The 20,114-nt window shown below is 67.6% G+C and carries 22 protein-coding genes; 14 read left to right on the forward strand and 8 right to left on the reverse strand.

Annotation, left to right across the window (positions count from 1 at the left end; all coding sequences use genetic code 11):
* Positions 1–572: RuBisCO large subunit C-terminal-like domain-containing protein (locus ENN83_RS03405; protein WP_287184116.1), on the reverse strand; the 572-nt coding region annotated here is incomplete at its 3' end.
* A gap of 125 nt (positions 573–697) precedes the next feature.
* Between ENN83_RS03405 and ENN83_RS03410 the strand changes: the two genes are divergently transcribed.
* The 4 genes from ENN83_RS03410 to ENN83_RS03425 all read left to right on the forward strand — a co-directional run bounded on the left by ENN83_RS03410 (position 698) and on the right by ENN83_RS03425 (position 5,267).
* The gene (locus ENN83_RS03410) at positions 698–1,642 is read left to right on the forward strand and encodes a LysR family transcriptional regulator (protein ID WP_287184118.1); all 945 of its coding nucleotides are present in this window, start codon (positions 698–700) and stop codon (positions 1,640–1,642) included.
* 85 nt (positions 1,643–1,727) lie between these two features.
* Positions 1,728–4,127, forward strand: a complete 2,400-nt coding sequence (gene pheT / locus ENN83_RS03415) for a phenylalanine--tRNA ligase subunit beta (RefSeq protein ID WP_287184120.1) — start codon at positions 1,728–1,730, stop codon at positions 4,125–4,127.
* Positions 4,128–4,153: 26 nt separating this feature from the next.
* Positions 4,154–4,807, forward strand: coding sequence for a phosphoribosyltransferase (locus ENN83_RS03420; protein ID WP_287184123.1), 654 nt, complete (start codon positions 4,154–4,156; stop codon positions 4,805–4,807).
* Positions 4,808–4,817: 10 nt separating this feature from the next.
* Positions 4,818–5,267, forward strand: coding sequence for a YtoQ family protein (locus tag ENN83_RS03425; RefSeq protein ID WP_287184125.1), 450 nt, complete (start codon positions 4,818–4,820; stop codon positions 5,265–5,267).
* A gap of 157 nt (positions 5,268–5,424) precedes the next feature.
* On the opposite strand, the gene ENN83_RS03430 is transcribed toward ENN83_RS03425, so the two are convergent.
* Positions 5,425–6,126 carry a glutathione S-transferase N-terminal domain-containing protein gene (locus ENN83_RS03430; RefSeq protein WP_287184175.1) on the reverse strand — a complete coding sequence of 234 codons (702 nt, stop codon included), beginning with the start codon at positions 6,124–6,126 and terminating at the stop codon, positions 5,425–5,427.
* 146 nt (positions 6,127–6,272) lie between these two features.
* On the opposite strand from ENN83_RS03430, the gene mscL reads away from it, so the two are divergent.
* Positions 6,273–6,668: a large-conductance mechanosensitive channel protein MscL gene (gene mscL / locus ENN83_RS03435; RefSeq protein ID WP_287184127.1), complete on the forward strand. Its 396-nt coding sequence runs from the start codon at positions 6,273–6,275 to the stop codon at positions 6,666–6,668.
* A 39-nt stretch (positions 6,669–6,707) separates the two neighbouring features.
* Here the strand turns inward: mscL and ald are convergent, their stop codons facing one another.
* Positions 6,708–7,826 (reverse strand): alanine dehydrogenase, encoded by a 1,119-nt coding sequence (gene ald, locus ENN83_RS03440; RefSeq protein WP_287184130.1) that lies wholly within the window; start codon positions 7,824–7,826, stop codon positions 6,708–6,710.
* Positions 7,827–7,967: 141 nt separating this feature from the next.
* Here ald and ENN83_RS03445 point away from each other — a divergent pair, with 141 nt between their 5' ends.
* Positions 7,968–8,426, forward strand: a complete 459-nt coding sequence (locus ENN83_RS03445; protein ID WP_287184133.1) for an Lrp/AsnC family transcriptional regulator — start codon at positions 7,968–7,970, stop codon at positions 8,424–8,426.
* 26 nt (positions 8,427–8,452) lie between these two features.
* Complete coding sequence (locus ENN83_RS03450; RefSeq protein ID WP_414707616.1) at positions 8,453–9,103, forward strand: class II aldolase/adducin family protein; 651 nt, start codon at positions 8,453–8,455, stop codon at positions 9,101–9,103.
* A gap of 498 nt (positions 9,104–9,601) precedes the next feature.
* Here the strand turns inward: ENN83_RS03450 and rpsU are convergent, their stop codons facing one another.
* A complete protein-coding gene (rpsU, locus tag ENN83_RS03455) occupies positions 9,602–9,808 on the reverse strand; it encodes a 30S ribosomal protein S21 (protein ID WP_007818122.1) in 207 nt (68 codons plus the stop codon).
* Between the two features lie 131 nt (positions 9,809–9,939).
* Here rpsU and ENN83_RS03460 point away from each other — a divergent pair, with 131 nt between their 5' ends.
* The 3 genes from ENN83_RS03460 to ENN83_RS03470 all read left to right on the forward strand — a co-directional run bounded on the left by ENN83_RS03460 (position 9,940) and on the right by ENN83_RS03470 (position 12,407).
* Positions 9,940–10,647 carry a COQ9 family protein gene (locus tag ENN83_RS03460; RefSeq protein ID WP_287184157.1) on the forward strand — a complete coding sequence of 236 codons (708 nt, stop codon included), beginning with the start codon at positions 9,940–9,942 and terminating at the stop codon, positions 10,645–10,647.
* A gap of 2 nt (positions 10,648–10,649) precedes the next feature.
* Complete coding sequence (locus tag ENN83_RS03465; protein ID WP_287184159.1) at positions 10,650–11,639, forward strand: NAD(P)H-quinone oxidoreductase; 990 nt, start codon at positions 10,650–10,652, stop codon at positions 11,637–11,639.
* Between the two features lie 120 nt (positions 11,640–11,759).
* Positions 11,760–12,407 (forward strand): PEP-CTERM sorting domain-containing protein, encoded by a 648-nt coding sequence (locus ENN83_RS03470; RefSeq protein WP_287184161.1) that lies wholly within the window; start codon positions 11,760–11,762, stop codon positions 12,405–12,407.
* A gap of 147 nt (positions 12,408–12,554) precedes the next feature.
* On the opposite strand, the gene ENN83_RS03475 is transcribed toward ENN83_RS03470, so the two are convergent.
* A complete protein-coding gene (locus ENN83_RS03475; RefSeq protein WP_287184163.1) occupies positions 12,555–13,184 on the reverse strand; it encodes a ribonuclease T2 in 630 nt (209 codons plus the stop codon).
* Between the two features lie 132 nt (positions 13,185–13,316).
* On the opposite strand from ENN83_RS03475, the gene ENN83_RS03480 reads away from it, so the two are divergent.
* Entirely contained in the window at positions 13,317–14,081 is a 765-nt protein-coding gene (locus tag ENN83_RS03480; protein ID WP_287184165.1) for a DUF1013 domain-containing protein, read from the forward strand.
* Between the two features lie 24 nt (positions 14,082–14,105).
* Here ENN83_RS03480 and ENN83_RS03485 read toward each other — a convergent pair whose 3' ends face one another.
* Entirely contained in the window at positions 14,106–14,540 is a 435-nt protein-coding gene (locus ENN83_RS03485; RefSeq protein ID WP_287184167.1) for a c-type cytochrome, read from the reverse strand.
* Between the two features lie 177 nt (positions 14,541–14,717).
* Between ENN83_RS03485 and ENN83_RS03490 the strand changes: the two genes are divergently transcribed.
* Entirely contained in the window at positions 14,718–15,551 is an 834-nt protein-coding gene (locus ENN83_RS03490; protein WP_287184168.1) for a prephenate dehydratase, read from the forward strand.
* 16 nt (positions 15,552–15,567) lie between these two features.
* Here ENN83_RS03490 and ENN83_RS03495 read toward each other — a convergent pair whose 3' ends face one another.
* Positions 15,568–16,035, reverse strand: a complete 468-nt coding sequence (locus ENN83_RS03495; protein ID WP_287184170.1) for an SRPBCC family protein — start codon at positions 16,033–16,035, stop codon at positions 15,568–15,570.
* Positions 16,036–16,066: 31 nt separating this feature from the next.
* On the reverse strand, positions 16,067–17,023 hold the full coding sequence (nudC, locus tag ENN83_RS03500; RefSeq protein ID WP_287184172.1) for an NAD(+) diphosphatase: 957 nt from the start codon (positions 17,021–17,023) through the stop codon (positions 16,067–16,069).
* Positions 17,024–17,324: 301 nt separating this feature from the next.
* Here nudC and ENN83_RS03505 point away from each other — a divergent pair, with 301 nt between their 5' ends.
* Positions 17,325–19,175: a bifunctional 2',3'-cyclic-nucleotide 2'-phosphodiesterase/3'-nucleotidase gene (locus ENN83_RS03505; RefSeq protein WP_414707617.1), complete on the forward strand. Its 1,851-nt coding sequence runs from the start codon at positions 17,325–17,327 to the stop codon at positions 19,173–19,175.
* 154 nt (positions 19,176–19,329) lie between these two features.
* Positions 19,330–20,109, forward strand: a complete 780-nt coding sequence (locus ENN83_RS03510) for a VPLPA-CTERM sorting domain-containing protein (RefSeq protein WP_287184173.1) — start codon at positions 19,330–19,332, stop codon at positions 20,107–20,109.
* Positions 20,110–20,114 lie beyond the last annotated feature (5 nt).

Below are 20,114 nucleotides of genomic sequence, written 5' to 3' on the forward strand. Positions count from 1 at the left end.
TCCAGACCGCCGCGCAGGCATTCATAGACGGCACGGCCGTAGTTCTTGGCCGACAGGCCGAGCTTCGGCTTGATCGTGCAGCCCAGAAGCGGACGGCCATACTTGTCCAGCTTGTCGCGTTCCACGTTGATGCCGTGGGGCGGGCCGAAGCAGGACATCACGAACCATAGCGGGAAGTGGACGTCCTCAAGGCGCAGCGAACGCACCGCCTTGAAGCCGAACACGTTGCCCACGATCGAGGTGAACACGTTGACGACCGAGCCTTCCTCGAACAGGTCCATCGGATAGGCGATGAAGGCATAGAAGGCGTCATCGCTGCCGGGCACGTCCTCGATCGCGTAGGCGCGGCCCTTGTAGTAGTCGAGGTCGGTCAGAAGGTCGGTCCAGACCGTCGTCCAGGTCCCCGTGCTGCTTTCGGCCGCGACCGCCGCGGCGGCTTCCTCGCGGTCCACGCCGGGCTGCGGGATCACCTTGAACACGGCGAGGATATCGCTCTCCTTCACCTTGTATTCCGGTTCCCAATAGGTGGACCGGTATTCCTTCACACCGGCATCGTATTTCTTGGCAGACATGGTGCCTCCTCCGCGAATGATCCGTCTCCCCCGATCCGAGTCGGGTCAAGGGAACTATCGCCCTTTGCATCACTAATCAAAAATGAATAGTTTTTAGCCACAGAATATACAAAAGGTTATGATACATGCCCGTCACCATCCGCCAGTTCCGTGTCTTCCAGGCCGTTGCCCGGCATGCAAGCTATACCCAGGCCGCCGCGGAGCTGAACCTGACCCAGCCCGCGGTCTTTGCGCAGGTCAAGCAACTGGAGGACCGGCTGGGCATGGTGCTGCTCGACCGGGTGGGCAAGCGGATGTTCCTGACCGATGCGGGCCGCGTCGTGCTGGAGGGCGCGCGCGAGACGCTCGAAGGGCTGGAGCGGATGAAGATGCGGCTGGCCGACATGCGCGGTCTGCGCGAGGGGCGGCTGAAACTCGCCATCGTCTCGACCGCGCAGTATTTCATGCCGCGGCTGCTGGGCGCGTTCTGCACGGCGAACCCCGGGATCGAGGTCGCGCTGACGGTCACCAACCGTCACACGATCCTGGAACGGCTCGCCGCCAGCGAGGACGATCTCTGCGTTCTGGGCTCCGTGCCCGACGGGCTGGACGTGATCGCCACCGCGATTGCCGACAACCCCATCGTCGCGGTCGCCCGCTACGATCACCCCCTGGTCGTCGAGCGCAACATCGCCCCCGAACGGGTGGCGCTGGAAACCTTCATCCTGCGCGAACCGGGCTCGGGCACAAGGCTTGCGGCCGAACGCTTCTTCCGCGCGCGCGGGCTGACGCTGCCGATGCGGATGGAACTGGGCAGCAACGAGGCGATCAAGCAGGCGGTCATCGGCGGGCTGGGGCTTGCCATGCTGTCGCGCGACACCCTCGCGCTGGAGGGGCAGACCGGCGTGCTCAAGGTGCTGGACCTTGCCGGTTTCCCGCTGATGCGGCAATGGCAGGTCGCCTATCCGCGCGGCAAGCATCTCTCGGTCGCGGCCGAGGCGTTCATGGATCACCTCGTTGCCAATGCCCGCGCGGCGGTCGAGGCCGGCCCCGAAATGCCCCCCGCGCTGCCGGCGGAGGCGACCGCCTGACCCCCGTGCGCCCAGCCCCTTTCCCCGCCCCGGCCTTTGGGCTAGAGACAGGCCCAACCGGCGACCCTGGACAGGCCCCAAAGCGATGAAATTCACCCTCTCCTGGCTCAAGGACCACCTCGAGACCGAGGCGACCCTCGACGACATCCTCCACGCGCTGACCGATCTCGGCCTCGAGGTCGAAGGGGTCGAGAACCCGGCCGTGAAGCTGGAGGAATTCACCATCGGCAAGGTGCTCCGGGCCGAAAAGCACCCCGATGCCGACCGCCTGCGCGTCTGCCAGGTCGCGACCGGGCAGGGCGAAAGACAGATCGTCTGCGGCGCCCCCAATGCCCGCGAGGGCATCACCGTCGTCGTGGCCCATCCCGGCACCTACATTCCCGGCATCGACACGATCATCCAGGTCGGCAGGATCCGCGGCGTCGAAAGCCACGGCATGATGTGCTCGGAACGCGAGTTGCAGCTCAGCGACGAGCATGAGGGGATCATCGAACTGCCCTCGGGCGAGGTCGGCCAGAAATTCACCGACTGGCTGGCGGCGAACGCGCCCGCCCGCGTCGATCCGGTGATCGAGATCGCCATCACGCCGAACCGCCCCGACGCGCTGGGCGTCCACGGCATTGCCCGCGACCTTGCCGCGCGCGGCATCGGGCGGCTGAAACCGCTCGCCGTCGATCCCGTCCCGGGGACCTTCCCGTGCCCAATCCCCGTCACCATCGACCCCGCGCTCCGCGACAAGGGCTGCCCGCATTTCACCGGCCGCCTGATCCGCGGCGTGACGAACGGCCCCTCGCCCCGGTGGCTGCAGGACCGGCTCGAGGCAATCGGGCTGCGCCCGATCTCGGCGCTGGTCGATATCACCAACTTCTTCACCTATGACCAGAACCGCCCGCTGCACGTCTTCGACGCGGACGTGGTCAAGGGGGGCCTGCGCATCCACCCGGCAAAGGGCGGCGAGACGTTGACCGCGCTCGACGACAAGGACTACGCCTTCGCCCCCGGCATGATGGTGATTTCCGACGACGCCGGCCCCGAAAGTATCGCCGGCGTGATGGGCGGCGCGCAGACCGGCGTGACCGGGAATACGGTGAACGTCTTTCTGGAAAGCGCCTTCTGGGACCCGATCACCATCGCCGCGACGGGCCGCGCGCTGAAGATCAATTCCGACGCCCGTTACCGTTTCGAACGCGGCGTGGACCCGGCCCATACCCTGCCGGGGCTTGAGGTCGCCACGCGGATGATCCTTGAGCTTTGCGGCGGCGAGCCGTCCGAGGTGGTGGCCGATGGCGCCGCCCCCGACACCACCCGCGTCTATCGGCTGGACACCGACCGGGTGGCCCGCCTTGTCGGCATGGACATCCCCGCCGAGGAGCAGCGCGCGACGCTGACCGCGCTGGGCTTCCGGCTCGAGGGCGACATGGCGCATGTGCCGTCCTGGCGGCCGGACGTGCAGGGCGAGGCAGATCTGGTGGAGGAAGTGGCCCGCGTCGCCTCGCTGACGAAACTGGTGGGCAAGCCGCTGCCGCGCAGCCAGCTCGGTGTGCCCACCGGCATCCTGACGCCTCTGCAGAAACGCGAAGCCGCCGCCCGGCGCAGCTGTGCCGCGCTCGGCTACAACGAATGCGTTACCTATTCCTTCATTGACAAGGCCTCGGCCGCGCTGTTCGGCGGTGGCGATGACCCCACCGCGCTTGAGAACCCGATCTCCAGCGAGATGAGCCACATGCGCCCGGCGCTGTTGCCCGGCCTGTTGCAGGCCGCCGCCCGCAACCAGGCCCGCGGCTTCGCCGATCTGGCGCTGTTCGAGATCGGCCCCGCCTTCCACGGCGGCGAACCGGGCGACCAGCACCTGCTGGCCACGGGCCTGTTGGTCGGCCAGGCCGGACCGCGCGATCCCCATGGCTCGCGCCGCCCGGTCGACATCTACGACGCCAAGGCCGATTGCGAGGCCGTGCTGGCCGCCATCGGCGCGCCCGCCCGCGCGCAGATCCTGCGCGGCGCCCCGGGCTGGTGGCACCCGGGACGGCATGGCATGATCTGCCTCGGCCCGAAGAAGGTGCTGGCGGTCTTCGGCGAGCTGCACCCCAAGGTCCTGCGCGCGATGGACGTCAAGGGCCCGGCCATGGCCTTCACGATCTGGCTTGAGGAACCGCCCTTCCCGCGCAAGACGGGCGCCACGCGCGACGCGCTGGGCGTGTCCGATTTCCAGGCGGTGGAACGCGATTTCGCCTTCGTGCTGGACGCCCGGGTCGAGGCGCTGAACGTGGTGAACGCTGCCGCAGGCGCCGACAAGGCTCTGATCGAGGAGGTCCGCGTTTTCGACGAATTCATCGGCGGCAGCCTCGGCGCGGGCCGGAAATCGCTCGCCATCACCGTGCGGCTGCAACCGGTGGACCGCACGTTGACCGAGGACGAGATCGAGGCGGTCAGCCGCAGGATCGTCGAAAAGGTCGAAAAGGCGACCGGCGGCACGCTGCGGGGCTAGACCGACAGGGCAGGGGGACACGCGCGATGTTCGAGAACCGCACCGAGGCCGGGCACCGCCTGGCCGGGAAACTCGCCGAGGCGGCGCCCGAAAACCCGCTGGTGCTGGCCCTGCCGCGCGGTGGGGTGCCGGTGGCGCTGCCGATCGCCCGGGCGCTGGGCGCGCCGCTGGACCTGGCCTTCGTGCGCAAGATCGGCGTGCCGGGCAATCCCGAACTGGCCGCGGGCGCGGTCGTGGACGGCAATGCCCGCGAGGTGGTGTTCAACAGCGACGTTCTGGCCATGACCGGCCTCACCCCCGCCGATTTCGCCCCCGAGGTCGAGCGCAAGCTGGCCGAGATCGCCGCCCGCCGCGCGCTCTATCTGGGCGACCGCCCGCCGCAGAAGATTGCCGGGCGCACCGCCATCGTGGTCGATGACGGCATCGCCACCGGCGCGACCATGCGCGCCGTGCTGCAGGCGCTGCGCAAGCGCGGCCCGATCGAGACCTGGCTTGCCGTGCCCGTGGGCCCGCAGGAAACGATCTGGCAGATGCGCGGCATGACCGACCGGCTGTCCTTCCTCGAGGCGCCGCGCGACTTCCGCGCCGTCGGTTTCCATTACAGGCAGTTCGACCAGGTCGAGGATGACGAGGTCGTGCAGATGCTGCGCGCCGCCTGGGCGGCCGAGGACCAGCGATAGGAGGGCAGGGATGACGTTGAGGGTGTATCTTTCGGGCGAAATCCACACCGACTGGCGCGAGCGGATCATCGCGGGCGCGACGGGTCTGGACGTGGTCTTCGACGCCCCGGTGACCGATCACGCCGCCAGCGACGATTGCGGCGTGGCGATCCTGGGGCCGGAGGACAAGAAGGTCTGGCACGACCACAAGGGCGCCAGGCTCAACGCGATCCGCACCCGCAAGGGGATCGCGGATGCCGATATCGTGGTGGTCCGCTTCGGCGAGCAATACAGGCAGTGGAACGCGGCCTTCGACGCGGGCTATGCCGCGGCGCTCGGCAAGTCGCTGATCGTGCTGCACGGCCCCGAACACGCCCACGCTCTCAAGGAAGTGGACGCCGCCGCCCTGGTTGTGGCCGAAGACCCCGCGCAGGTGGTGCAGATCCTGCGCTACGTCCTGACAGGCATCTTGCCGGGCTGAGGCCGGGGCAGGGGGGCGCTGCCCCCCGTCCTTGCGGACTCCCCCCGGGATATTTCCGGCCAGAAGAAGGAGAAAAGGGCCTTCGGTCTTCTTCTTGGCCAAAATACCCAGATCCTGCGGGCGCCGCAGCGCCGCCGGTCGGGGCAGGGGGGATGCGTCACGCCCGCGGCGGCTGGACCAGCCCGCGCTGCACCGCCGGGCGGGCGAGGAAGCGGTCGAGCCAGGCGTGCAGGTTGGCGAAGTCGGTCCAGCCGACCAGGTCGCCCGCCTCATAGCCGACCAGCAGGCTGCGCAGCCAGGGCAGGAGGGCGATATCGGCGATGGAATAGTCGCCGCAGATCCAGGCGCGCGCCTCCATCCGCCTGTCCAGCACCGTCAGCAGCCGCCGGCTTTCCGCCACATAGCGCTCGCGCGGGCGCGGATCCTCGATCTCGGTGCCCTTGAACCTGACGAAGAACCCCATCTGCCCGAACATCGGCCCGACGCCGCCCATCTGGAACATCAGCCATTGCAGCACTTCGTGGCGGGCGCGCGGGGCGGTCGGCAGGAACTGTCCGGTCTTCTCGGCTAGGTAGATCAGGATCGCCCCGCTTTCGAACAGCGCCATGGGCGCGCCGTCCGGCCCCTCGGGGTCGATGATCGCGGGGATCTTGTTGTTGGGGTTGAGCGACAGGAAGGCCCCGGTCATCTGCTCGCCCGCATTGAAGTCGACCCGGTGCGCGTCATAGGGCAGGCCGGTTTCCTCGAGCATGATCGACGCCTTGACCCCGTTCGGCGTGGGGTAGGAATAAAGCTGGATCGCCCGCGGATCGCGGGGCGGCCAGCGTTTGGTCACGGGAAAATCGGCAAGCGTCGTCATCGGGTCCTCCGGCGTGGTCATTCCCCGGTCTTGTCGGGGTCCGGGGCAAAAATTGCAACACAGCCGGGCGGGCGCGTGTTACGCTTCCCCATCTGTCGCGCAAAGGACGGCAGAGGGACGGATGTACCATTTCAGGTGGAGCACACATGCTGAAGGAATTTCGTGATTTCATCGCCCGGGGCAATGTCATGGACATGGCCGTGGGCATCATCATCGGGGCGGCATTCACCGCCATCGTTACCTCGCTGGTCGAGGACATGATCAACCCGATCATCGGGCTGTTCATCGGCGGCGTCGATTTCTCGGGGCTCGCCCTCAGGGTCGGCGAGGGCGACAATGCGGGCGTCTTCGCCTATGGCAAGTTCATCACCGCGCTGATCAATTTCCTGATCATCGCCTGGGTCGTCTTCCTGCTGGTCAAGGGCGTGAACCGGGTCAAGGAGATGGCGATCAAGGCCGAGAAGGCCGCCGCGCCGCCGCCCGGCCCAAGCCAGGAAGACCTGCTGATCGAGATCCGCGACGCGCTGAAGGCGCGCGGCTGAGCCCGGCCGGGGCGCCCGGCACCGTCCGGGGGCTCCGCCTCAGAGTTGCAGCGCCAGATGCGGCGACAGCACGTCTATGCCCTGCGCCTTGCCCGCGCCATAGCAGGTCAGATGCCCTGCATGGGCGTTCAACCCGGCCAGCAGGTGTGGATCCTCCTCGCAGGCCCGCCGCCAGCCCTTGTCCGCCAGCGCCAGCAGGAAGGGCATCGTCGCATTGCCCAGCGCCAGGGTCGAACTGCGCGGCACCGCGCCGGGCATGTTGGCCACGCAGTAATGCACGACCCCGTCCACCTCGTATATCGGCGCCTGATGCGTCGTGGCGCGCGAGGTTTCGAAACAGCCGCCCTGGTCGATGGCCACATCGACCAGCACCGCACCGGGTTTCATCCGGGCCAGATCGGCGCGGGACACCAGCTTCGGCGCCGCGGCGCCGGGGATCAGCACCGCGCCCACCACCATGTCGGCCCGTTCCAGCAATTCCCCCAACGCCCCGCCCGAGGAATAGCGCGTGCGCATCAGCGACCCGAAGGCGTCGTCGAGATAGCGCAGCCGCGCCAGCGACTGGTCCAGCACCGTCACCTCGGCCCCCATCCCGGCCGCGATCCTTGCTGCATGGGTTCCGACCACGCCGCCGCCGATCACCACCACTTCGGCCGGACCCACTCCCGGCACGCCGCCCATCAGCACGCCGCGCCCGCCATTGGTCTTTTGCAGCGCCCAGGCGCCGACCTGCGGCGCGAGCCGCCCCGCCACCTCGGACATCGGCGCCAGAAGCGGCAGCCCGCCGGCCGCATCGGTCACCGTTTCATAGGCGATGGCGGTCACCCCGCTGTCCAGCAGGTCACGGGTCTGGTCGGGATCGGGGGCAAGATGCAGATAGGTGAACAGAACCTGCCCCTCGCGCAGCAGCCCGCGTTCGCCCGCCTGCGGTTCCTTGACCTTCACGACCAGATCGGCGCGGGCAAAGACCTCTTCGGCCGTCTCCGCCAGCATTGCCCCCGCCGCCGTGTAATCGGCATCCGCAAAGCCTGCGCCCAGCCCCGCGCCCTGTTCCACCAGGACCTCATGGCCATGAGCCACCGCCTCGCGCGCGGCGTCCGGCGTCAGCCCGACGCGGTATTCCTGCGGCTTGATCTCCTTCGGGCATCCGATATGCATGGCCTGTCCTCTCTCTCTCTTGCCGCGCCCAGAATGCCGCAGCTGGCGGGGGAATGCATCGAAATTCACCCCCTTTCCCGCGTGATTTCGTGGCACAACCGTGCAAGATTGCCCGTAAACCGCGAAGGATCTTTCACGCGCATGCAGCTTGACGACACCGACTGGCGCCTCTTGCGGGTGCTTCAGACGGAGGGCCGCATCTCGAATTCCGAGCTGAGCGAGCGGGTGAACCTCTCGCCCTCGGCCTGTCACCGCCGCGTCGCCCGGCTGGAGCGCGAGGGCGCGATCCGCGACTATGTGGTCCTCCCGGACCCGCGCAAGGTCGACCGCCCCACCACGGTCTTTGTCGAGATCACGCTTTCGGGTCAGGCCGACGAGGTGCTCGAAGCGTTCGAGAAGGCCGTCGCCCGGGTGCCCGACGTGCTGGAATTCCACCTGATGGCGGGCAGCGCGGATTACCTGCTCAGGGTCGTGGCCGAGGACAGCGAGGATTTCGCCCGCATCCGCCGCCAGCACCTGACCCGCCTGCCCGGCGTGGCGCGGATGCAATCATCTTTCGCATTCAGGACAGTGTTCAAGACCACCGCCCTGCCGCTATAGGGGGGGCAAACCGGATGGAGGCTGCGATGGGCAAGGACAAGGACAAGCGCAAGGCGATCGTCGCCGCGTGTCTCAGGATGAACGCGGTCGGGCTGAACCAGGGCAGTTCCGGCAATATCAGCCTGCGCCACCATGACGGGCTGCTCATCACGCCCAGTTCCATCCCCTACGAGGACATGACGCCCGAGGATATCGTCTTCCTCGACATGGACGGCACGGCGCATGGAGACCGCAAGCCCTCGTCGGAATGGCGCTTCCACCGCGATATTCTGGCCCGCCGTCCCGATCTGGGCGCCGTGGTCCATGCGCATGCGCCCTACTGCACGACGCTGGCGATCATGCACAGGGAGATCCCCGCGGTGCATTACATGATCGCCGCGGCAGGCGGCGGCACCATCCGCTGCGCGCGCTATGAAACCTTCGGCACGCAGGCGCTGTCGGATGCCGTGATCGAGGCGATGGAGGGGCGCAAGGCCTGCCTGATGGCCCATCACGGCATGATCGCGGCCGAGGCGACGCTGGACCGCGCCATGTGGCTCGCCGTCGAGGTCGAGGCGCTGGCCCGCCAGTATCACGGCGCGCTGCAACTGGGCGACCCGCCGCTTCTGAGCGACGCGCAACTGGCAGAGGCGGTCGCGCAGTTCAGCGCGGGCTACGGGCAGGGTGGACAGGACTGAACCCGGGGCTGCATCGGCCGCGATCTTGCCGCGTCCCTTGCACCCGCCGCTCCGGAAATGCGCCGCCGCGCCCGCGCGGGGCAGTCGTCCTTTCCATGCGTCCGGCATCCGGGCCGGGTCCGGCCCGATTTCCGGACGGACGGCATCCTGCGCCACCTGGTCGTCGGGCCGCCGGGCGCCGGACCCGGCTGTCGGCCACGCCGCCGCTCTGCACGAAAGGTTTGTCTTCGTCGTGGCCGCGGCGCTGCCGGACCGGGCCGTGATCCTGGCCGGGAAGGGCGGCGGGATGGGGGCCGTCGCGCCGGGGCCGGGGCCTTGCCGCGCCCGTCCCGACCCGGCCGCATGACCGGCGGCGGGGCGGACACAAGGTCCGATGAAAGTCCGATGAAAGTCCGATTTCCGCCGCAGCCCGGAGTCCCGGAAACGAAAAACCCCCGGGCCGGAGCCTCGGGGGTCGTCGTACCGGGGCCGAAGCCCCCGTTCGCATGTCGTCGGGACTTACAGAAGCCCTTCGCGCTGGGCTTTCTTGCGCGCCAGCTTCCGGGCACGGCGGATGGCCTCGGCCTTCTCGCGCGCCTTCTTCTCGGATGGTTTCTCGAAATGCTGCCTGAGCTTCATTTCCCGGAACACGCCCTCGCGCTGAAGCTTTTTCTTCAGCGCACGAAGTGCCTGATCGACATTGTTGTCGCGAACGCTTACCTGCATGTGGTTGTCACCACCTTCCTTGTTAGAGTTGCTTTCGTCAGCAGGAGGTGGTCCTATAGCAAGGCACCGCTAACTTGTCTATAGAACGCCCCGGCAACATGAGAACGCCCCGGTAACATGGAGGCCAAGCGATGACCGACACGCCGACCGGCATGGAACAGATCAGGGATCAGCTTCTCGACGCGGCGCTGATGCATGTGCCCTTCGACGGCTGGAGCGAGGCCGCCTTTCGCGCCGCCATCTCGGATGCCGGAATCGAGCCGCAAATGGCCCGTGCCGCCTGTCCCCGGGGGGCCGTCGATCTTGCCGCGGCGTTCCACCGGCGCGGCGACGACCTGATGGTGCAGCATCTTCACCGCACCGACCTGACCGAGATGCGTATCCGCGACAAGGTGGGGCTGGCGATCCGCTACCGGATCGAGACGGCCGAGGACAAGGAACTGGTGCGCCGCGGCGCCACGCTCTTTGCCCTGCCGCAACATGCCGCCGAAGGCTCGCGGCTGGTCTGGGGCACCGCCGACCGGATCTGGACGGCGCTGGGCGATGTCTCGGACGGTGTCAACTGGTACACGAAACGCGCCTCGCTCGCCGCGGTCTACGGGTCGGCCGTTCTTTACTGGCTGGGCGACGAGACGCCCGGAGAACAGGCGACCTGGGAATTTCTCGACCGCCGTATCGGCAATGTGATGCAGGTCGAGAAGGCAAAGGCGCAGGCGCGCAAGAACCCGCTGCTCAAGCCCTTCCTGATCGGTCCCGATTTCATCGCCCGCCAGATCAGGCCCCCCCATGCCCGGCCGCGCCATCGCATGCCGGGCTGGCTGTCGCCGCGAACGGAGTAAACATGACCCTTCCCGCCACGATGCGCGCCGTCGAGATTTCCGAACCCGGCGGCCCCGAGGTCCTGCGCCTGACCGACCGCCCCGTGCCCGTGCCCGGCGCGGCCGAGATCCTGATCCGGCTGGCCTATGTGGGCGTCAACCGGCCCGATGCGCTGCAACGCGCGGGGCTTTACGCGCCGCCGCCCTGGGCATCCGACCTGCCCGGTCTGGAAGGGGCGGGCGAAGTGGTGGCCATCGGCCCGGATGTCGCGGGTATCGCGGTGGGCGATCAGGTCTGCGCGCTGCTGCCGGGCGGGGGCTATGCGGACTATGTGGTCACCCCCGCCGCCCATGCCCTGCCCGTGCCCGACGGGCTGGACCTGAAACAGGCCGCCTGCCTGCCCGAAACCTTCTTCACCGTCTGGTCCAACGTCTTCATGCGCGGCGGGCTCAAGGCGGGCGAGCGGTTCCTGGTCCATGGCGGGTCGTCGGGCATCGGGACCACCGCGATCCAGTTGGCGCATGTCTTTGGCGCGCGGGTCTTCGCGACCGCCGGCAGCGCCGAGAAATGCGCGGCCTGTGTGGCGCTGGGCGCCGAGCGCGCGATCAACTACCGCGAGGAGGATTTCGTCGAGGTCCTGCGCGCCGAGGGCGGCGCCGACCTGATCCTCGACATGGTGGGGGGCGACTACCTGCCGAAGAACGTCAAGGCCCTGGCCGATGACGGGCGGCTGGTGCAGATCGCGTTCCTCAAGGGGCCGAAGGTCGAGTTGAACTTCGCCCAGGTGATGATGCGGCGGCTGACGATCACGGGTTCCACCCTGCGCCCGCAATCCGATCTGGCCAAGGCGCGGATCGCCGACGAGTTGCGCGACAAGGTCTGGCCGCTGATCGCCGCGGGCCGTGTCCGGCCCGTGATGGACAGCGAATTCCCGCTGGAAGAGGCCGCCGCCGCCCATGCCCGCATGGAATCCAGCGCCCATGTCGGAAAGATCGTGCTGAAGGTCGCCTGACCCGTGCAGGACGGCGAAACGGACTGTTTCCTGCCTGCTTCTGGCCATATTGCCGCCACGGAACTACCCTGATCGCTGGGGCCGCGATGTGCGGCCGGTGTGGTCAGGAGTTTGGTGGTGATGAAGATGCGCGTTCCCGGTCTGGCCTGTCTGGCCCTTGTCGGATCGCTGGCCGCAGCGCCTGCGGCGACGATCGAACTGGACTACATCGGGCAGCAGAAGGGTGGGGTGAACACCTATTTCCGCTTCGACGGCGAGTGGATGGGCGCGCAGGCCGGAGAATTCACCTTCAAGGTACTCGGAACGGAAGACCAGATCGCCGCCTGGTGCGTGGACATCGCCCATGTCCTGATCCAGAGCGCCACGCCCTACGCCCCCGATCCGGGCCTGTTCGACGCCGGGGTCGTGGCCAATCTCGACCGGCTGTTCACCCAGCATTACCACGCGGTGGTGGATGCGGTCAGTTCGGCCGCCTTCCAGGTGGCGATCTGGGAACTGATCTATGACGGCGGCGATGTCGGCCTTGGCGCGGGACGCTTCTTGCTGAGCGACCAGACGCCCGAAAAAGTCCGCATCGCGGCGCAGGGCTTTCTCGATCTCGACGCGCGGGCGGGCGGCTACCAGCTGAGTTTCCTGCGGTCCGAGGCGAGCCCCGTGCCCAGCCAGAACCTGGTGACGGTCGCGCCGGTGCCGCTGCCGGCCTCGGTGATGCTGTTGCTGGCCGGGCTGGGGCTGATGGGGGCGGTGGGCGCGCGCCGCAGCGCCTGAACCTGCGGCAGCAGATGTCCTGCCGCCGCCGCGACTCCGCCACCCGATGCCGGACCCGGCGTTTTTGGGGAAGGCGCGCCGGGACAGGTGAGGGCAGGCGGACGGCCCCGCCCCGGTCCGGGCGGGGCCGACGATGCCCGCCGTAGTCTACCGGACCCGGTCCATCAGCGCATCGCGCAGGTTGCAATCCTCGACCACGTCGGCGCCGCATAGCCGGGGCTTCAGGTCGCGCGTCAGGCAAAGCCGCGCCTCCCGGATGCGGCCCTCCTTGCAGGTGATCGTCAGCATGTCGGGCTGCCATGCCGGATTGGCCTGAAGAAAGCTCTCCTCGACCACGCCGGCGGGCAGGCGCAGATTCTCCGGCAACTTGCGGAACGCCTCGGGCAGGTTCACCGCCATATAGGCCCGCCGGGACAGGTCGAAATAGTCGCCGGGCGCCAGTCCCGAGCAGCGCCCATGCTTGTTCCACTGGTGCCAGGCGGCCCCGGAACTGCCCATGATATCCGCCATCGCGCGGGTCTCGGCCCGCGAGGGATTGGATGCGGAGGTGGCGCAATAGCTGGGCCAGCCCTGCTCGTATTGCGGCCAGAGGCCGTGCAGCACCCAGCCGCGATCCGCACCCTCTGCGCATTGCGGGCTGCCGCGCGCATCGCCTTCCAGCGCGCACCAGGTCGGAGACCAGCTCAGCGACAACACGTAATAATCGAAATGGCCTGCGGCTTCACCCTCTGCGCGGGCAAGCGTGGCGGCCAGGATCAACAGGACAAGCCAGCGCATTTTCTCTTTTCTCCCGGCCCGCAGCCTACTATACAGTCGCCCAACCTCCCCGAAAACGAGGATCGGCGCCAGAGCGGCGCAGCCGTTTTCCCGGCTGGGGAGCCCGTTGTTTGTTCGAGAGGAGTTGAACCCATGAACAAGCCGATCATGGCAAAAGGCACCGCTGTCTGGCTGGTAGACAACACGACGCTGACATTCAAGCAGATCGCCGATTTCTGCGGCATGCACGAGCTGGAGGTTCAGGGGATCGCCGATGGCGACGTGGCCGCGGGCGTCAAGGGATTTGACCCGATCGCCAACAACCAGCTTGACCCCGTCGAGATCGAAAGGGGCGAGAAGGATCCGCTCTACAAGCTGCGGCTCAAGTTCAACCCCGCCGCGGTCGGCGAGGAAAAGCGCCGCGGCCCGCGCTATACGCCGCTGTCCAAGCGGCAGGATCGTCCGGCGGCGATCCTGTGGCTGGTCAAGTTCCATCCCGAACTGGCCGACAGCCAGATCGCCAAGCTGGTCGGCACCACCAAGCCGACGATCCAGGCGATTCGCGAGCGCACGCACTGGAACATCTCGAACATCCAGCCGATCGACCCGGTGGCGCTGGGGCTGTGTCGGCAGAGCGAACTGGACGCCGCCGTGCACAAGGCGGCGCGGAAAAAGGCCGCCGAAGGCGGGCTGATGTCGGATGATGAGCGGCGCAAGCTGGTCTCGACCGAGCAGTCGCTCGACATGGCGCCCGAGCCGCGCCTGCCCACGGCGATCTCGGGTCTGGAAACCTTCTCGCTGACGCGCCATGACGACGAAGACGAGGACAAGGACCTGCCCGACGCGGACAGCTTCTTCAACCTGCCCGGCAGTGATGACGAGGATGACGACGAGACCGGCCAGGGGCACGGGCGTTGAGCGCCCGCCGCCTTTCGCGGGGATCTACATGCCGAGGCTTTGCAGATAGGCGATGACATCCGCCCGGTCGCTGGCCCGGCGCATCCCGGCATAGGTCATCGCGGTGCCGCGGGCAAAGCCTTGGGGATTGGTGATCAGGGCGTCGATCCGCTCCGGCATCCAGACGCCCTCGATCGCCGAGAACGCGGCGGAATAGCGGAAATCGTCGAAACTGGCCACATCGCGGCCCACGACCCCGTAAAGCGAGGGGCCGACGCCGTGAACGCCTTCCTCGATCCGGTGGCAGGCCTGGCATTCGCGGAACAGGCGCTCGCCACTGGCGGCACTGGCATTGGCCAGCAGTTCTTCGAAGCTGGGCGCTTCGGTCGCGGCCTCGGCGGGGGCGTCGTCGGCAAGGATGACATAGGCCGGCTGTTCGAGGCCCCGTTGGGTGTAAAGCGCGCCCGCAGCCAAATTCATCACATAGAAGTAGCCAGCGCAAGGCACAGTGCGACCGCGGATTTCAGCACGCCAATCAAGGCCGACATCGCGATTTTCCCTTTTCCCCGATCCCTTCCTAAGCGCTTCAACTTGCGTATTGCAAGGTTTATCAACCCTCGGAACATCCCCCGGAACCGAACGAGGAGCGGCCGCCGCATGACCCGACGCATCGCCTTTCAGGGAGAGCCCGGCGCCTATTCGCACCAGGCCTGCCATGACGCCCGCCCCGAGATGGAGGCCGTGCCCTGCCGCACCTTCGAGGACGTGATCGACGCGGCCCGCAGCGGCGCGGCGGATCTGGCGATGCTGCCGGTCGAGAACTCGACCTACGGGCGGGTGGCCGACATTCACCAGCTCCTGCCCGATTCCGGCCTGCATATCGTCGACGAGGCCTTTGTGCGGGTGCATATCAACCTTCTGGGCGTGCCCGGCGCGCGGCTGGACGGGATCACCCACGCGATGAGCCACACGGTCCTTCTGGGCCAGTGCCGCGACTTCCTGCGCGCCCATGGCATCCACCGGGTGACCGCGGCGGATACGGCCGGCTCCGCGCGCCATGTCGCCCAGACCGGGGACCGCACGCTGGCGGCCCTTGCCGGCGATCTGGCGGCCGAGATCTACGGGCTGGACATCCTCGCCCGCCATATCGAGGATCACGACAAGAACACCACCCGCTTCCTGCTGATGGCGCGCGAACCCGACCGGTCGCGGCGCGGCGATCTGGGGATGATGACGACCTTCGTCTTCCAGGTCCGCAACATCCCGGCTGCGCTCTACAAGGCGATGGGGGGCTTTGCCACCAACGGGGTGAACATGACCAAGCTGGAAAGCTACATGGTCGACGGCTCGTTCACCGCGACCCAGTTCTACGCCGATATCGAGGGCCATCCCGAGGATCCGAATGTCAGGCTGGCGCTCGAGGAACTGGACTATTTCACCACCAGGCTGGAAATCCTCGGCGTTTACCCGGCGGACCGCAAGCGCCACTAGGGCGCTGTCGGGCGGGTCAGACGCGGTGAAACCGGCCCGCCTCGATGTCGCGGGCAAGGCGCGCGACGCCGGTCCTGAACCGCTCCGTCATGCGCCCCTTGGCCAGGCGGATCGTCTGAAGCAGCAGCCGCGCCTGTATGGTCTGGGGATGCAGCTCGATGACGACAGCCAGCCGGGTCCGTGCCGGGGCCAGTCGAACCAGATCGACGGCGCCGATGCTGGACAGGCCGCTGACGGTGGTCTGGACGACCAGGGTCTCGGGCGGCAGGAACCGGGTCAGTTCCGAGCGCGCCGACCGGGGCGCGCCGCGAAAGGTGAACTGACCCGCCCATGTCATGCCCGGCCCCGGCGCCGCCAGCGTGTCCAGTCGCGTGATCTCGGCGCCGCGGCGCAGCGCGGCCCGTTCCAGCCGCTCGAAATCCGTGATGACGGCAAAGACTTCCTCGATGGGAAGACCGATATCCTCACGCGTCGAGAACTTCATTGCACCTCCGGAGCCCCGTTTCGTTGTCGTGTCAATCCAGCCGGTCTGCAAGCCACGATCGTAGGATGTGATGCGCGATGGCGCCCTTGCGCGCGGGCAGGATGTCCTCGCGCTCGCCCGCCAGGGATGCCAGCAATTCCTCGCGGCTGACCCAGCACGCCGCCTCCAGTTCCACGGGGTCGAGCGTGATCTCGCGGGCGGTGGCGCGGCCATGGCAGCCGATCATCAGCGAGGCGGGGAAGGGCCAGGGCTGGCTGGCCAGGTAACCGACCTCGGCCACCGCGATCCCGGCCTCCTCGGCCACCTCGCGGCGCACCGCGGCCTCGACGGTCTCGCCCGGCTCGACGAACCCGGCCAGCAGCGAGAACATGCCCTCGGGCCAGCCCGGCCCGCGCCCCAGCAGCACGGAATTGCCATGGGTTATCAGCATGATGACCACGGGATCGGTGCGCGGGAAATGGGTGGCGCCGCAGGCCGGGCAGGCGCGCTGCCAGCCTGCCTGGACGGCCCGGCTCTCGGCGCCGCAGCGGGCGCAGAACCGGTGCGTGGCATGCCAGCCCAGCACCGCCCGCGCCGTGGCGGCCAGTTCCGCGTCGAGCGGCGTCAGCCGGGTCATCACGCGCCGCAACTCGGTAAAGGCATGGGTCTCGGGCAGGCCGGGATGGCGTTGTTCCGAAGGGTCGAGAAACGCGCCCAGCGTGTCGGGCATCTCGGCCGGCACCCAGTCCGCCAAGTCCACCGCAAGGCGTGCCGCGCCCCCGGCCAGGCCCAGGAAGACGGTCTCTCCGCCCGTCGCGCCAAGGACCGGATGATCCGGCGCGATCCAGCCCAGACCGTCCGGGCCGACCAGCGGCTTGCCCTGCCACAGCGGCAATGCGCGCGCCTGCGGGGCGGCGCGCAGCCCGGCCAGCGCGGCGGCGTCCATGCGCAGCGCCGCGGCGCGGTCCAGACCGCCGCCCCCGAATGTCACCTGCTCTGCCAGACGCATCTCCCGCCTCCCGGTTCCGGCCTTCGCCCGGCTTGCCATGCCCGATCCGGCAAGGAAAGGGTGCTCGCCCTAAACGATAGCAATGCCACCCCTTGAACTCCCCAGGGATGTGGTGTCAAATGGTGACAAGACGTAACGGTCCTTCGTCGGCGGATCACGTCGGGGACGTCCCGTGTCGGACGGTCGGGAAACAACCTCAACTGCCGGGCCATCCAGGCCGGCGTCGCTGCGGAAAGAGACGTTGAGCGCGCCGCATTCCTTCTCCAGACGGGCAGAGGCCCGGCAGGCCCATCTGCGCCTGATGGGGACGACGGATCTGCACGTCCATATCTATCCCTACGACTACTATACCGATCGGCCTGTCGACACGGTGGGCCTGGCGCGCACCGCCGCGCATATCGCGGGTATCCGCGCCGAGGCGACGAATTCGATGCTGTTCGACAATGGCGATTTCCTGCAGGGCAATCCGATGGGCGATTACATCGCCTATGAACGGGGCATGCAGGACGGCGACATGCACCCGATCATCCAGGCGATGAACACGGTCGGCTTCGACGCCTCGACACTGGGCAATCACGAATTCAACTACGGGCTCGATTTCGCCATGCGCTCGATCGCGGGGGCCGAGTTCCCGGTGATCTCGGCCAATATCGTGCGCTCGCTCGGCGCGCGGCCGACCGAGGACACGACGCTGGTGGCGCCCTTTGTCGTGCTGGAACGGATGCTGACCGACGGGGAGGGCATGGCGCATCCGATCCGCGTGGGCGTGATCGGCTTCACCCCGCCCCAGGTGATGACCTGGGACCGCCGCCACCTGGAGGGCAAGGTGGTCGTGCGCGACATCGTCGAGACGGCCCGCGCCTGGGTGCCGGAGATCAAGGCCCAGGGCGCGGATATCGTGATCGCGCTGAACCATTCGGGCATCGGCGAGCCGGGCCATGTCGCGGGGCAGGAAAATGCGACCGTGCCGCTTGCCGCGGTCGAGGGTCTGGACGTGGTCATGGCCGGCCATCAGCATCTGCTGTTTCCCGGCCCCGGCTTCGAGACGATCGCGGGCGTGGACGCCGACAAGGGCACGATCCACGGAAAGCCGGCGGTGATGGGCGGGTTCTGGGGCTCGCATCTGGGCGTGATCGACCTGTTGCTGGAATGGGCCGAGGGCGGGTGGCGGATCGTCGGGCATGAAAGCACGCTGCGCCCGATCTCGCGCCGCAACGACGATCACTCGGTGACGCCGCTGGTCAAAAGCGAGCGCAACGTGCTCGATGCCGTCGCCACGGAGCACCGCGCCACCTTGCGCTACATCCGTCGCGCGGTGGGATGGACCTCGTCGCCGCTGTTCAGCTATTTCGCGCTGGTGGCCGACGATCCCTCGGTGCAACTCGTCGCGAATGCGCAGATGTGGTATGTCGCCGAGATGCTGAAGGGCACCCCGCACGAGAAGGTTCCGCTGCTGTCGGCCGCGGCCCCGCTCAAGGCGGGCGGTCGCGCGGGGCCGGACCACTATACCGACGTCCCTGCGGGCGAGATCGCGATCAAGCATGTGGCCGATCTCTACCTGTTCCCGAACAGGCTGCGCGCGGTGCGCATCAGCGGGGCCGATCTGCGCGGATGGCTGGAACGCTCGGCGGGCCTGTTCAACCGGATCGAGCCGGGCGGACGGAACCAGATGCTGCTGAACCCGGATTTCCCCAGCTACCATTTCGACGTGATCGACGGTGTCACCTACCAGATCGACCTCAGCCAGCCCCCGCGTTTCGATGCCAGGGGCAAGCTGATCGCCCCCGATTCCTGGCGGATCCTGGACCTTGCCTGGCAGGGGCGTCCGGTGACCGACGACATGGAGTTCGTGATCGCGACCAACAGCTATCGCGCGGGCGGGGGTGGCGAGTTTCCGGGGGCCAGGGGCGACACCATCATCCTCGAGGCGCCGGACACCAACCGCGACGTCCTGGTGCGCTATATCGCCGAACAGGGCACCATCGACCCGACGGCCGACAACAACTGGCGCCTCGCGCCCTTGCCCGGCACGACCGTGTTGTTCGACACCGGTCCGCGGGCGATGCGCTATCTGGACCAGATGACCGCGTTGAGACTCGAACCCGCAGGCGACGCACCGGGCGGCTTCATCCGTTTTCGTCTCGCCCTTTAGCCGGGGGGCGCGACGGACCGGTAGTTTCTGTATTAGAAATGCAACTGTTTAAAACTTGAAACGATTACCGTTCAATCCGAATTGCCACGAATTTGTCACCATGCTACCATAATTATCAAATTTCGCTGTGCAATTTCGAGATCTGGAGGCTCCCGTGAAGAATTTCTTTTCCATCCCCGTCGTGCTGGCCACAATCGGATTTGGCGCGCTGGCCGAGGCATCTACGCTGTCCTTCGGCGAACTCAAGGTGACGGTTTCTGCTGTCGGGTCCGACGCTTGGGGAAGCGAGGATTTCCGCGCGCGCAGTGTCGAACCGCCTGAAGGGGCCGAGTGGCAGAAAGATGACACGGAACATGACACGATAGCACAGCTTCCGAATGCGAAGTTCGGCATCGACAATGGCCCTGGCAAAGATCTTGATCCCTGCCGCTCCGCCTGCTCGCCTTTTTATGCCGGTGTCTACGACGTCGAGGCCACCTATTCCGGCAAGGACGTCGCCGATCTGGGGCCGCCCGGCTGGGAGACGACGCCCTTCTGGACGGTCTTCGCGCCCACCGATGGTCCGCAGGACGAGCCGAACGAGGCGGTACTGCGCTTTGCGGGGCCGGTGTCGTCGATGTCGCTGCTCTGGGGCTCGGCCGACGAGACAAATCATGTCGAGTTCCTGCTGGGCGACGCGGTCGTGGGCAACTTCTGGGGCGCGCATTTTCTCTCGTTCGAAGAATTCGAGATCGTCAAGCAACCGGGGCAAGGCGCCGTTCATGTCTCCTTCTCGGGAATCACCTTCGACGCGGTCCGGTTCTCGGCCTATATGGACGGCGGCTCGTTCGAGTTCAGCAACATCACCGTGGCGCCGGTTCCGCTTCCGGCGGGGGCGCTCTTGCTGCTGACCGGGCTCGGCGCCCTGGCAGCCGCGCGCCGGGCGCGCGACTGAAGCCA

The sequence above is a fragment of the Rhodovulum sp. genome, assembly GCF_011048875.1.
Taxonomy (GTDB): Bacteria; Pseudomonadota; Alphaproteobacteria; order Rhodobacterales; family Rhodobacteraceae; genus Rhodovulum; species Rhodovulum tesquicola.